Annotated in this window: 14 protein-coding genes; 12 read left to right on the top strand and 2 right to left on the bottom strand. The window is 44.0% G+C overall.

Annotated elements, in window-relative coordinates; all coding sequences use genetic code 11:
- Positions 1 to 93: 93 nt before the first annotated feature.
- Positions 94 to 1473, top strand: a complete 1380-nt coding sequence (gene mnmE, locus ACUM5Y_RS08505) for a tRNA uridine-5-carboxymethylaminomethyl(34) synthesis GTPase MnmE (protein WP_445976446.1) — start codon at positions 94 to 96, stop codon at positions 1471 to 1473.
- 6 nt (positions 1474 to 1479) lie between these two features.
- On the opposite strand, the gene acuI is transcribed toward mnmE, so the two are convergent.
- Positions 1480 to 2460, bottom strand: coding sequence for an acrylyl-CoA reductase (NADPH) (acuI, locus tag ACUM5Y_RS08500; protein WP_445976445.1), 981 nt, complete (start codon positions 2458 to 2460; stop codon positions 1480 to 1482).
- Positions 2461 to 2533: 73 nt separating this feature from the next.
- The gene (gene acuR, locus ACUM5Y_RS08495; RefSeq protein WP_445976444.1) at positions 2534 to 3166 is read right to left on the bottom strand and encodes an acrylate utilization transcriptional regulator AcuR; all 633 of its coding nucleotides are present in this window, start codon (positions 3164 to 3166) and stop codon (positions 2534 to 2536) included.
- Positions 3167 to 3905: 739 nt separating this feature from the next.
- On the opposite strand from acuR, the gene mnmG reads away from it, so the two are divergent.
- The 11 genes from mnmG to atpG all read left to right on the top strand — a co-directional run bounded on the left by mnmG (position 3906) and on the right by atpG (position 13530).
- Positions 3906 to 5795: a tRNA uridine-5-carboxymethylaminomethyl(34) synthesis enzyme MnmG gene (gene mnmG / locus ACUM5Y_RS08490; RefSeq protein ID WP_445976443.1), complete on the top strand. Its 1890-nt coding sequence runs from the start codon at positions 3906 to 3908 to the stop codon at positions 5793 to 5795.
- A gap of 38 nt (positions 5796 to 5833) precedes the next feature.
- Positions 5834 to 6460 carry a 16S rRNA (guanine(527)-N(7))-methyltransferase RsmG gene (gene rsmG, locus ACUM5Y_RS08485; protein WP_445976442.1) on the top strand — a complete coding sequence of 209 codons (627 nt, stop codon included), beginning with the start codon at positions 5834 to 5836 and terminating at the stop codon, positions 6458 to 6460.
- A 7-nt stretch (positions 6461 to 6467) separates the two neighbouring features.
- Positions 6468 to 7235, top strand: a complete 768-nt coding sequence (locus ACUM5Y_RS08480) for a ParA family protein (protein ID WP_445976441.1) — start codon at positions 6468 to 6470, stop codon at positions 7233 to 7235.
- 44 nt (positions 7236 to 7279) lie between these two features.
- A complete protein-coding gene (locus ACUM5Y_RS08475; RefSeq protein ID WP_445976440.1) occupies positions 7280 to 8167 on the top strand; it encodes a ParB/RepB/Spo0J family partition protein in 888 nt (295 codons plus the stop codon).
- A gap of 153 nt (positions 8168 to 8320) precedes the next feature.
- Positions 8321 to 8725: an ATP synthase subunit I gene (locus ACUM5Y_RS08470; RefSeq protein WP_445976439.1), complete on the top strand. Its 405-nt coding sequence runs from the start codon at positions 8321 to 8323 to the stop codon at positions 8723 to 8725.
- A gap of 49 nt (positions 8726 to 8774) precedes the next feature.
- The gene (atpB, locus tag ACUM5Y_RS08465; RefSeq protein ID WP_445976438.1) at positions 8775 to 9602 is read left to right on the top strand and encodes a F0F1 ATP synthase subunit A; all 828 of its coding nucleotides are present in this window, start codon (positions 8775 to 8777) and stop codon (positions 9600 to 9602) included.
- Between the two features lie 62 nt (positions 9603 to 9664).
- Positions 9665 to 9922 (top strand): F0F1 ATP synthase subunit C, encoded by a 258-nt coding sequence (gene atpE / locus ACUM5Y_RS08460; RefSeq protein ID WP_036157682.1) that lies wholly within the window; start codon positions 9665 to 9667, stop codon positions 9920 to 9922.
- 58 nt (positions 9923 to 9980) lie between these two features.
- Entirely contained in the window at positions 9981 to 10451 is a 471-nt protein-coding gene (locus ACUM5Y_RS08455; RefSeq protein WP_445976437.1) for a F0F1 ATP synthase subunit B, read from the top strand.
- Between the two features lie 11 nt (positions 10452 to 10462).
- A complete protein-coding gene (locus ACUM5Y_RS08450; RefSeq protein WP_445976436.1) occupies positions 10463 to 10999 on the top strand; it encodes a F0F1 ATP synthase subunit delta in 537 nt (178 codons plus the stop codon).
- Between the two features lie 38 nt (positions 11000 to 11037).
- Positions 11038 to 12582, top strand: coding sequence for a F0F1 ATP synthase subunit alpha (gene atpA, locus ACUM5Y_RS08445; protein ID WP_445976435.1), 1545 nt, complete (start codon positions 11038 to 11040; stop codon positions 12580 to 12582).
- Between the two features lie 87 nt (positions 12583 to 12669).
- Positions 12670 to 13530, top strand: a complete 861-nt coding sequence (gene atpG, locus ACUM5Y_RS08440; RefSeq protein ID WP_445976434.1) for a F0F1 ATP synthase subunit gamma — start codon at positions 12670 to 12672, stop codon at positions 13528 to 13530.
- Positions 13531 to 13546 lie beyond the last annotated feature (16 nt).

Genomic DNA, 13546 nt, shown 5'->3' with positions numbered 1-13546 from the left:
CACTGGGAGGCCTTTTTTACGTTTAGATTGCCATCTGTGCCAGCCTAACCGACAATAAAGACAACTTATAGCGACTTCCAAAAGAGCCAATTTATGACTCAATTCCAGCATCTCATAGACCAAGATACCATCGCCGCGCAAGCCACAGCACCAGGCCGAGGAGGGGTCGGCATTATCCGCCTCTCAGGCCCAAAAAGCCTTGCTATTGCCAAGCAAATTATAGGTTTTGAGCCGACACCAAGGTATGCCCACTATGTGCCATTTAAAGATGCTCAAGATGCACAACTGGACATGGGATTAGCACTTTATTTCCCAGGGCCAAATTCTTTTACAGGGGAAGACGTGTTTGAGTTACAAGGTCATGGCGGCCCTATCATTATGGATATGTTGCTAAGTCATTGTGTGGCACTGGGCGCACGTTTAGCTCGCCCTGGGGAATTTTCCGAGCGGGCGTTCATGAACGATAAGATGGACCTTACTCAAGCAGAAGCCATCGCAGATTTGATCGACAGTACTTCTGAACAAGCCGCAAAATGTGCTCTAAGGTCCTTGCAAGGGGCCTTTTCAAAACGGGTTGATGAGCTGGTAGAGGCTTTAATTCACTTGCGTATTTACGTGGAAGCGGCCATCGACTTCCCAGAAGAAGAAATAGATTTCATCGGTGATGGCAAGGTGGCCAGTGAGCTAGCTGAGATAGAGCAACGCTTAGCCGCAGTACTAAAAGAAGCCAACCAGGGAGCGCTGATTCGTGAAGGCATGAATGTGGTCATCGCTGGACGACCTAACGCTGGTAAATCAAGTCTTTTAAATGCGTTATCAGGTAAAGATTCTGCCATTGTCACCAGTATTGAAGGCACGACTCGCGATGTGTTGCGTGAACATATACACCTTGATGGCATGCCCCTACACATCATAGATACCGCGGGTTTACGAGACAGTCCAGACGAAGTTGAGCGTATTGGTATCCAACGCGCTTGGGATGAAATCCACAAAGCCGATCGCATCTTGATGATGGTTGATAGCCAATCGATAGATTCAAAAGATCCTGAACAGATTTGGCCAGAATTTATGGCTCAGCTAAAGACCAAAGACCACTTAACCTTGGTGCGCAATAAGGTGGATTTGACTCAACAAAGCACAGGCACAGAAACGGTTAATAGCATTCCGGTGATCTCTTTGTCGGCAAAAACTGGCGATGGCGTCAATGACTTAACCGATCATCTAAAAGCCGTCATGGGCTTTGACAGCACCACAGAGGGGGGCTTTATTGCTCGTCGCCGTCATATTGAAGCACTCAACAAAGCCAACCGTTTTTTAGCGGCCGGCAAAGAGCAGCTACATGGTTATGGGGCAGGGGAATTACTCGCAGAAGACCTTAAAGAAGCCCAGCAAGCCCTAAGTGAGATCACTGGTGCCTTCACCAGTGATGACTTACTTGGGCGCATTTTTGGCTCTTTCTGTATCGGTAAATAAGCGCCATTATAAGCGCACGATCAAACGTCCACGCACTTCGCCATTTATCAGTGCGTGGGCTTGATCGATCACTTCATGTAAACCAATCTCACGGCCTACTAGGGTAAAATCATCGCTTTCTAAAAGCTCTGTTAACGCTTGCCAGGCCTCCAGCCTGTCGGCTTTCGGGCGCATCACACTGTCGATACCGATTAAACGAACACCCCGTAAAATAAACGGCGCAACGGAAGCAGGAAAGTCCATTCCTTGCGCCAAGCCGCACGCCGTTACGACACCACCATAGCGGGTTGTGGCACAAGCATTGGCTAGGGTGTGACTACCAACACAGTCGATAACGCCAGCCCAGCGCTCTTTCTGTAGGGGTTTGCCCAGTTGACTTAGACTGTCACGGCTAATGACATCATTGGCGCCTAAGCGCTGTAAATAAGGGGCTTCTTCCATACGGCCAGTGGAGGCCACCACTTTGTAACCCAATTTATGCAGCAAGCGAATGGCAAAACTGCCAACCCCACCATTAGCTCCTGTTACCAGCACTTCGCCGTCTTCTGGCGTTACGCCTTGTTTTTGCAGAGCGAGAACACTTAGCATGGCCGTATAGCCAGCGGTACCTATGGTCATGGCCTGTCTGCCAGTCATACCTTTTGGAAGAGGTATAAGCCAATCACTCTTTAAGCGAGCTTTCTCAGCCAATCCCCCCCAATGGGCCTCTCCAACACCAAAGCCATTCAATAATACCCAATCACCTTTGGCGAAATCAGGGCTCTCGCTATCAGTGACCTGACCAACTAAATCAATACCAGGAACCATAGGGTAAGCGCGAGCAATACGGCCTTTCCCCGTAATGGCAAGGGCATCCTTATAGTTTAAAGTGCTGTAGGCAACGTCAATGGTGACATCGCCATCGGGCAATTGCGCCTCGTCCAATTGTTTGATTTCACAATACTGCTTGCCTTCATCATTTTGATCTAGCCATAGCCCGTGAAACATATGTCCTCCTTTTAGACTGATCGTCTAGTAAATTCGAAAAAAATACCTAACCCGTTAGGTTAGGCTTATCGTTTTATACTCTGATGGCGTTTATAAAAAATGCCATGTAACTCTCCATGGGCTGGGTGCTGTTTAATAAGCGAGATCTATGTACCGAGCCTTCCCAACCAATCCAAAACATTTTGGCCAACTCATCAATATCCGCCGAAGAAACCAGCTCACCTTGTTTTTGAGCTAGCTGTAAGCAGTGAGCAATACGTTGTTGCCAACTTTCATAGGTTAATACCAATTGCTGCTGAAACTCAGCAGACAGTTGGCAAGACTCTTGTTCTAAGTTACCAACTAGACAGCCCCGTTGAAAATCATAACGTGCCATACCTGCTTGTGCCTCAAGGCCAAAGGCTTGTAAACGTTGCAGTGGGGGTAAGCTTTCATCCAATAGAAAACGATCAAGCTTATGTTCAAAATACTGCCTATATCGAGCCAAGATAGCCAAACCAAACGCTTCTTTGCTAGAAAAGTAATGATAAAAAGAGCCTTTTGGCACCCCTATGGTTTTTAAAATGGCATCTATTCCACTGCGACCAAAACCTTTCTGAGTAAACTCCACCACCCCAGCGGATAATAAAGCCTCACGGGTATCTTGTTGATCCGCTTGTTTTTTAGGCCGACCACGACGCACTATTTTTTCAGTTAACTGTGGCACCTGAATCTTCTTCTCTATTGTTATCAATGGGTATTCGAACGAATTTAGACCAATCGTCTAGTTAAATCAACAATGCAATGAAGTAAAACCTTGCAGGCTCAGCAATCGCCAAAATTAGAGTTACGCACAATTGAGTTAATCTGAAATGTCATTTTTTATTCACATTTTCAACATGTTAGAAGTTTCTGATGTGACTTTGTGGGAAACGAAATCTTACTTATTCTAAAAAAATATAAAAAATTTATTTTTTTATCTGTGGATTGTTTTCTTTCCCAGGATGCTCAAAAGATCATCAAAAAATGACAAAAACCCTTTTAAAACAGATAGATATTTTATTAACAAGGGTAAATCTCACCTGTTAATAACTATGGTGATAGGTTGAAAGAAAGTTTTGCACAGTTTTTAACAACTCGGAGGGTGAAATCGCGACGTGTATAACTTGGCATTTTATACACAGCAATAGGTTATCCACACCACAGGAAGTGGCGCCTAATTTTAACAAGATGTTATGTGTATAAAGTAATGATATATATAGATAAAAATGACTTATCAACGGATTTTCGTCTGCTATATAGACATAATAAACATAAAAGATCCTATATATTAACCTTATTTATTAAATATTGATGACCGGGATCAGTAGGGTGTCATCTCTTTCTTTTTAAAAATTTGCCTTTATACTTAGCGGCCTCAATCGAGAGTTGATCGTTTTTTATTCATTTTTTATTCCGAGGTTATCGTGGATTTCCCAAGTCGCTTTGACGTGATTGTTGTGGGTGGCGGACACGCTGGTACTGAAGCTGCATTGGCAGCGGCACGTATGGGTGTAAAAACTCTGCTACTGTCCCACAACATAGAAACTTTAGGACAAATGTCCTGCAACCCTGCCATTGGTGGTATTGGGAAGTCCCACCTTGTTAAAGAAATTGATGCTTTAGATGGTGCAATGGCCTTGGCCACTGATAAAGCGGGAATTCAATTTAGAACCTTAAACTCGCGTAAAGGGCCTGCTGTTCGTGCCACTCGTGCTCAAGCAGATCGTATTCTTTACAAAGCTGCTATCCGCCAAACATTAGAGAACCAAGAAAATCTATGGTTGTTTCAACAGTCTGCAGAAGACTTGATTGTTGAAGACGGTGCAGCGCGCGGTGTGATCACACAAACAGGCATTCGTTTTAACAGTAAAACGGTTGTCTTAACGGCGGGTACTTTTTTAGGTGGGGTTATTCACGTTGGTTTACAGAACCATGCTGGTGGACGTGCAGGTGATCCGCCATCTATTGGGTTGGCAGAAAAACTGCGTGCCTTACCTTTCCGTGTAGATCGACTAAAAACGGGGACGCCACCACGTATTGATGCTCGCTCTGTAGACTTTAGTCAGATGCAAGCACAACCTGGTGATGATATTACCCCTGTGATGTCCTATTTAGGCAATCGTGCAATGCACCCTCGTCAAATCGAGTGTTTTATCACCCATACCAATGAAAAAACTCACGACATTATTCGTAGTGGTATGGACAGATCCCCTATGTATACAGGGGTCATCGAAGGGGTTGGGCCAAGATACTGTCCTTCTATTGAAGATAAGATTGTACGTTTTGCCGATAAAAACTCTCATCAAATTTTCATTGAGCCGGAAGGCTTAACGACCCATGAATTGTACCCAAACGGTATTTCTACTTCGCTACCTTTTGATGTGCAAATTGAATTGGTTCGCTCAATGAAGGGAATGGAAAACGCTCATATTATGCGACCAGGCTATGCGATTGAGTATGATTACTTTAATCCGCAAGACCTAAAATACTCACTTGAAACCAAACATATGCCGGGTTTGTTCTTTGCTGGACAAATTAACGGTACGACGGGTTATGAAGAAGCCGGTGCACAAGGCTTGCTAGCGGGTTTGAATGCGGCTCGTTTGGCGCAAGAAAAAGACGCTTGGACCCCGCGTCGTGACGAAGCTTACTTAGGTGTATTGGTAGACGATCTCATTACCATGGGGACAAAAGAGCCTTACCGTATGTTTACCAGCCGTGCTGAATACCGCTTGATCTTACGTGAAGATAACGCGGATATGCGTTTAACCGAAAAAGGCCGCGAGTTGGGTCTTGTTTCCGATGAGCGTTGGGCGGCTTTTTGTAAAAAACGCGAAGCCATTGAACTGGAACAGCAAAGATTAAAATCTACTTGGATTGTGCCTAATTCTCCTGAAGCAACGGTGATTAATCCAAAGTTAGAAACGCCAATTGTTCGTGAATACAGCCTGTTAGACCTTCTGAAACGACCTGGTATTGAGTATGCAGACATTGCTAACTTAAAAAATGCCCCAGAAGAAGCCGTTGATGAACAAGTTTCTGAGCAAGTGCAGATTTCGGTGAAATATGCGGGTTATATCTCTCGCCAAGCGGAAGATATTGAACGTTTACGTCGCCAAGAAAACACCTTGCTGCCAGAAGATTTGGATTACAGCGTCTTGGAAGGCTTGTCTAATGAAGTGAAGCAAAAACTGAATCAGGCTCGTCCGGCAACTTTGGCGGCTGCCTCTCGTATTCAGGGTGTTACCCCTGCTGCAGTTTCTTTACTGTTAATTCATTTGAAAAAACGTGCCATTGCACGTAAAAGTGCCTAAAATCATCAGCCGATCTTTCCTTTTATATGGACTCGACTGTGACGCACTTTGATACCATTCAAAAAGGCGCCCAACAAATGGGCGCTGTTCTTTCTGATACCACTATTCAGACGCTTGTTGACTATCTAGCCATGCTAGAAAAGTGGAACAAAGCCTACAACTTAACAGCTATCCGTGATGTGGAGCAAATGATTGCACTGCATTTACTGGACAGCTTAGCGACTTTGCCATATATCACAGGCGACGACATTATTGATGTGGGTACTGGACCGGGTCTACCTGGTATGGTGCTTGCAATTTGTTACCCTGATAAGCAATTCACATTATTGGACAGTAACGGTAAAAAAACGCGCTTTTTAACTCAGGTCAAAATGGAGTTAAAAATTAACAATGTGACCGTTGCCAATGAAAGAGTCGAAAAACACGCCCGTCAGGGGGAATACGATCATGTTATTTCACGAGCATTTGCTTCCATTGAAGATATGATCAACTGGACTTTACCCCTACCGAAAGATTCTGGTAATTTTTTAGCCATGAAAGGTGTTTACCCTCATGAAGAATTGGCCGTATTACCAAAAGAGGTTGATTTAGTGAGTGTAGAGCCTCTTAATGTGACCGGTGTTCAAGCTGAACGTCATATGGTTGTGATGACACGTAAAGGATAGGATTGAAATGGCAAGAATAATCGCAGTGACAAACCAAAAAGGTGGTGTGGGTAAAACGACTACCTGTGTCAATTTAGCTGCGTCTTTGGCGGCCATGAAACGACGTGTTCTTCTAATAGACTTGGACCCTCAAGGCAACGCCACCACAGGCAGTGGTTTGGTGAAGAATGAATTAGAGTTCAGTGTGTTTGACGTTTTGGTGGGCAGCCATGGCGTCAAAGAAGTTATGAAGAAGAGTGACCCAAGCGGTTATTGGGTATTGCCTGCCAATGGTGATTTAACTGGTGCAGAAGTCGCTCTATTGGACTTGCCGAGTAAAGAGACTCGTTTACGCTCAGGTCTTTATGAAGTCGACAATGAATTCGATTTTATCCTGTTAGACTGTCCGCCTTCATTAAACATGCTGACCGTTAATGCCTTATCAGCCTCTCAAGGGGTGTTGATTCCTGTGCAATGTGAATATTACGCTCTAGAAGGGTTAACGGCCTTGTTGCAAACTATAGAACGTATCACCCATGCCTTGAATCCATCGTTGCAAATTGATGGCATAGTACGAACTATGTATGATCCACGCCCCAGCTTGACTCATGATGTTTCCAGCCAGTTACAAAAGCATTTTGGCGATAAGGTGTACGACACCGTAATACCAAGAAATATTCGACTTGCAGAAGCCCCAAGTTATGGCTTGCCCGTTTTGCATTATGAGAAACAGTCTCGTGGTGCAATTGCTTACCTAGCCTTAGCCGGCGAGTTTATTCGCAAGCAAAAAGCGTAGTAATATTGTGTTTTTGGTGCTTTTATCCCATTAAGGTTTAACAAATGACGACAAAGAAAAGAGGTCTAGGCCGTGGCTTAGATGCATTGCTAGCCCCTCAGAATGCTAGCGTATCCGAGCCTGAAGGCAACACTCAAGATGAGCAAATAAAGGGTTTAACCTATTTGCCTGTTGAGTGGCTAGCGAAAGGTAAATTTCAGCCTCGTCGTGATATGAACCCCGCTCAACTGGATGACTTAGCGGCGTCGATCCGTACCCAAGGCATAATGCAGCCAATTGTAGTACGACCTAATGGGCCAAATCAGTACGAAATTATTGCGGGTGAACGCCGTTGGCGTGCCGCCAAACTGGCAGATCTCACCCAAGTGCCTGTCATTATCCGCCATGTAGAAGATGCCGATGCCGTGGTGTTGGCTCTCATTGAGAACATTCAACGTGAAGATCTAAACCCCATAGAAGAAGCGTTTGCTTTGCAGCGTTTGGTGGATGATTTCAATCTTACCCAGCAAGAAGTTGCGGATACAGTGGGAAAATCACGTTCTACCGTCGCGAATTTACTGCGTTTATTGGGGCTGATGCCCGAAGTTCGCCGCTTATTGGAGCATGGCGACATAGAAATGGGCCATGCCAGAGCATTATTACCTTTGGAGCATGACAAGCAAATCCAAGCCGCCTCGCAAGTGGTAACAAAGTCACTGTCGGTACGGGAAACTGAGCGCTTGGTTAAAGCACTACAAGCTCCTGAAAAAGCCGCTCAAGATGAAGCCGATGCGTTACCGGACTTAAGTGCTGAAGCAGAAAAAATCAGTCAAAAAATCAATGCGGCAGTAAAAATACAGCCCTCTGCGAAAGGTAAAGGCAAACTGGTTATCGAATACCGAAATCCAGAGCATTTAGAGTTGCTGATTAATGAACTCTTTACGGAAAAATAAAGTAAGCTGATTTTTCCGTCTAGACACAGAGCCGATAAAGTGGTTTTGCAGGTCGGTTTAAGTTGAATGCGGCCGCTTTTACTCATATAATGCCTCGAATTTTATAAAATCCAATAAATAGCGCACCAAAAAAGTGCGGGAGAAAAACTGATAATGGCGAACAACAAGCCACTCAGTGCGAGTGAAATTCTCAGCACTAGAAAGCGAGCAGTTTTTCGTTTTATTTTTTTGCAATCTTTACTGATTGTTGTGTTATCAGTAGGAATTTTATTGGCGGCTGGTGGTCTGTATAGCTACTCCTTCTTTTCGGGAGCTGCTGCCAGTATATTGCCCAGTATTTATATGGCTTGGCGAGTGTTTGGATACAAAGGCGCTCGACCAGCTAAAGAAGTGGTTAGATCATTCTATCGAGGGGAAGCCGGTAAATTGGTTATGACAGCGGTGTTATTGTCGCTGGTTTTTCTTCTGATAAAACCATTGTCTGCCGGAGCATTCTTCGCAGGCTTTGGGTTTGCAATTTTGAGTCATTGGCTCAGCCCGTTTGTGCTTAAACATTGAAGCATGAAGGGTATACAGTTTTTAACATTGAAAGAGCGTGGATATAAGTATGGCAAGTGAAAATCCAACAGCTTCCGAATACATAAAACACCACCTTCAGAATTTGACCTTTGGTCAGCATCCTGATGGTAGTTGGGGTATTGCGGAAACATCTCGAGAAGCAGCTGACATGGGCTTTTGGGCAATTCATTTAGACACTATGGGTTTTTCTATTGGTCTAGGTATATTGTTTTTGTGGCTATTTCGTATAGCGGCTAAAAAAGCATCTGTTGAAACGCCAAGTGGCCTACAAAACTTTGTAGAGCTTATGGTTGAGTTCGTAAACAACTCAGTGAAAGAAAGTTTTCATGGCAAAAGTAAAGTTATTGCGCCTTTAGCACTGACGATATTTGTCTGGATCTTTTTGATGAACCTAATGGACTTGATCCCTGTAGACTTCGTGCCACGTATTGCGCATGACGTATTTGGTTTGGGCTACTTCAAAATAGTTCCAACAACCGATATTAATGCTACATTAGGCATGTCTTTGTCTGTGTTCTTCCTGATTATTTTCTACAGCATCAGCATTAAAGGCTTTGGTGGATTTGTTAAAGAATTAACGCTTCAGCCTTTTAATACCCCTATTATGATCCCATTCAACTTTGTGTTGGAAATGGTAGGCTTGCTTGCAAAACCGGTGTCATTAGCATTGCGTCTATTTGGTAACCTATATGCAGGTGAATTGATCTTTATACTAATTGCTGTGTTACCTTGGTTCGCACAATGGGTCTTGTCGGTACCATGGGCAATTTTCCATATCTTAGTCATAACTCTGCAAGCATTTATCTTTATGATGCTGACCATTGTTTACCTAAGTATGGCGCACGAAGAACACTAATGATTTTGTAATACCCTTGTTTTTTAAACCTTGTAAATTGAAACTTAAAGTTAGGAGTTAAAATGGAACTAGTAGTAAGTATGACGGCTATCGCAGTAGCAATGCTAATTGGCTTTGCTGCATTAGGTACAGCCATTGGTTTTGCCATCTTGGGTGGTAAATTTCTAGAAGCAAGTGCTCGTCAACCAGAGCTTGCACCTATGCTACAAACTAAAATGTTTATCGTTGCGGGTCTTTTGGACGCTGTTTCTATGATCGGTGTAGGTATCGCTTTGTTCTTCACATTCGCGAACCCTTTTATTGCTCAGGTTGCAGGCTAATAAGTCGCTCTTATTAAAAGTGATTTATTTTTTGAACGACTAGAGCGAGGATATTAGCGTGAATTTGAATCTCACACTTATAGGCCAAGCTATTTCGTTTGCGATCTTTGTCTGGTTCTGCATGAAATTTGTGTGGCCGCCAGTAATTGCTGCGCTCGAAGAGCGTAGCAAAAAAATCGCAGACGGTTTAGAAGCAGCAAATCGCGCTTCACGTGATCTTGAGTTGGCACAAGAACAAGCCAATGAATTGCTACGTGAAAGCAAAGATAATGCGGCCGAGATTATTGAACAAGCCAATAAACGTGCGAACCAAATGATTGAAGAGGCGAAAGAACAAGTGATTGCTGATGGCAAACGCTTGCGTAAAGCAGCTCAAGCAGAAATCGAACAAGATGTATTGCGTGCTAAAGAAGCATTGCGTGCTCAAGTTTCTGTTCTTGCATTTGCTGGCGCCGAGAAAATTTTGGGAACCACCATTGACGAGAAAGCACATAGCGAGATCGTTGAACAGCTCGCCAAAGAGCTTTAAGCGAGGGTCTAATGGCTGAATTAAAAACAGTCGCGCGACCGTATGCGAAAGCGGTTTTCGAAGTGGCTCGAGAGAAAGGTCAAATTGCAGAGTGGGCTGATATGTTAAACACATTAGCTACTGTGACATTGGAACCTAAGCTTAAGAAAGCACTTGAAAACCCAGCTTTTAGTGCGGAAGAGAAGGCAAACGCTCTGGCTGATGTCTGTGCCGAAGCAACAACAGAACAAGGGAAAGCATTCTTGCTTACCCTTGCTGAAAATAAGCGTTTATCACTTATTCCAGCGATTTCTGATTTGTTTCTACAGTTTAAACTGAATTTTGAAAAAGCCGTAAATGTTAACTTTACGTCTGCATTCGAATTATCAGCTGAGCAAGCACAAGCATTAGCCGATTCATTGAGTAAAAAGTTGGACCGCAAGGTTAACTTGACCAATGAAACTGACGCGAGCCTGATTGGTGGCGTGGTTATACGTACAGGTGACTTAATCATCGACGGTTCGGTACGCGGTAAATTAGCGAAACTGTCCGAGGCGATAAACTCCTAGCGTTTCGTTAAATCGAAACCAGGGTTGAGGAATTTAGCATGCAGCAACTGAATCCATCTGAGATCAGCGAGATTATTAAGAAGCGCATCGAGAACCTCGATGTTACTTCTGATGCCCAGAATGAGGGCACAATTGTCAGCGTGGCAGACGGTATCGTTCTGATCCATGGCTTGGCAGATGTTATGTACGGGGAAATGATTGAATTCCCTGGTGGTGTTTACGGTATGGCCCTTAACCTAGAGCGTGACTCTGTTGGTGCGGTTGTATTGGGTAACTACCAAGACCTTGTAGAAGGTCAAAAAGTTAAATGTACAGGTCGTATTTTGGAAGTTCCAATCGGACCTGAATTGCTTGGTCGCGTTGTTGACGCATTGGGTAACCCAGTGGACGGCAAAGGCGATATCAATGCACAACTAACTGATAAAGTTGAAAAAGTGGCTCCAGGCGTTATCGAACGTCAGTCCGTTGATCAACCGATTCAGACTGGTTACAAAGCAATTGACTCCATGGTGCCAATCGGTCGTGGTCAGCGTGAGTTGATCATCGGTGACCGTCAAATTGGTAAAACTGCTCTTGCAATCGATACTATCATTGCGCAAAAAGACAGTGGCATTAAGTGTGTGTACGTAGCGATCGGTCAAAAACAATCGACTATTGCTAACGTTGTTCGCAAGCTTGAAGAAGCTGGCGCAATGGAATACACCACAGTTGTTGTGGCGGGTGCATCTGATCCAGCATCAATGCTTTACCTAGCGCCATACACTGGTTGTACTATGGGTGAATATTTCCGTGACCGCGGTGAAGACGCTTTGATCATTTATGATGATTTGACAAAACAAGCTTGGGCTTACCGTCAGATCTCTTTGCTTCTTCGTCGTCCACCAGGTCGTGAAGCTTACCCAGGTGACGTTTTCTACCTTCACTCTCGTCTTCTAGAGCGTGCGTCTCGTGTAAACGTTGACTATGTAGAAAAATTCACTAACGGTGAAGTGAAAGGTAAGACAGGCTCTTTGACTGCTCTACCTATCATCGAAACTCAAGGTGGCGATGTATCTGCATTCGTACCAACTAACGTTATCTCCATCACAGATGGTCAGATATTCCTAGAAACGAGCGCATTTAACTCTGGTATTCGTCCAGCGATGAATGCGGGTATTTCCGTTTCTCGTGTTGGTGGTGCAGCACAAACTAAGATTGTCAAAAAACTTGGCGGTGGTATTCGTCTTGCGTTGGCTCAGTATCGTGAATTGGCGGCTTTCGCTCAGTTCGCATCTGACCTAGACGAAGCAACTCGTAAACAGCTAGAGCACGGTAAACAGGTTACTGAACTGATGAAACAAAAGCAGTTCTCTCCTATGTCTGTAGCTGATATGGGCGTAGTTCTTTACGCTGCTAATGATGGCTTCCTTGAAGATGTTGAAACAAGCAAAATTGGCAGTTTTGAAACGTCTTTGTTGAGCTATATGAACAGTGAACACACTGATCTAATGGCCGACATTAACAAAACTGGTAATTTTAACGGCGAGATTGAAGCGACATTTAAAGCGGCAATCGAGAAGTTCAAAGCGACGCAAACTTGGTAATGAGTTTGATGACAGACTAGGGTTACCTAGTTTGTCATTATTTTCTTGCAGTTTGTGAAATAACATTCTCACAAGGGCAGTTCTATTATGGCAGTCGGAAAAGAGATACGTACTCAGATTTCGAGCATTAACAATACGCGTAAAATTACTCGTGCTATGGAAAAAGTAGCTGCAAGTAAAACGCGTAAAGCTCAGGATCGTATGGCCGCTTCTCGTCCGTATGCGGATCGAATTCGCCAAGTAGTTGGTCATTTGGCCAACGCGAATCCTGAGTATAAACACCGTTACCTTACCGAGCGTGAGGCGAAGCGTGTTGGTTATATCGTGATCTCTTCTGATCGTGGTTTGTGTGGTGGTTTGAACGTTAACGTGTTCAAAAAAGCCATCAAAGAAATGAAACAGTTTGCTGATGAAGGTGTCGAAATCGACATTTGTACCATCGGTTCTAAAGCCGTTTCTTTCTTCAAAAACTACGGCGGAAATGTAACATCAGCTTTTACTGGCTTAGGTGATGCACCTAAAGCAGACGACTTAGTCGGTAGTGTTAAGGTGATGCTAGATGCGTTTGACGAAGGTCGTATCGATCGTCTTTATGTGGTTTCAAATGAGTTCGTGAACACCATGACTCAGAAACCAACGATTGAGCAACTTTTGCCATTAAAAGCAGAAGAGAATGCAAAATTAAAGCACCACTGGGATTACATTTATGAGCCTGAACCAGTCGAAATTTTAGACGAGTTGTTGGTTCGTTATATTGAGTCTCAAGTATATCAATCAGTTGTTGAGAACATTGCGTGTGAACAAGCAGCTCGTATGCTTGCAATGAAAAACGCAACGGACAACGCTGGTGATATCATTGATGAATTACAGTTGGTGTACAACAAGGCTCGTCAAGCAGCGATTACTCAGGAAATTTCTGAGATAGTAAGCGGCGCGGCAGCGGTTTAAGGTATTTAGGTTTTTA

Source organism: Marinomonas dokdonensis, assembly GCF_052747885.1.
The sequence above is the reverse complement of the archived record's forward strand: the minus strand, read 5'-3'. Positions and strand labels throughout refer to the sequence as shown.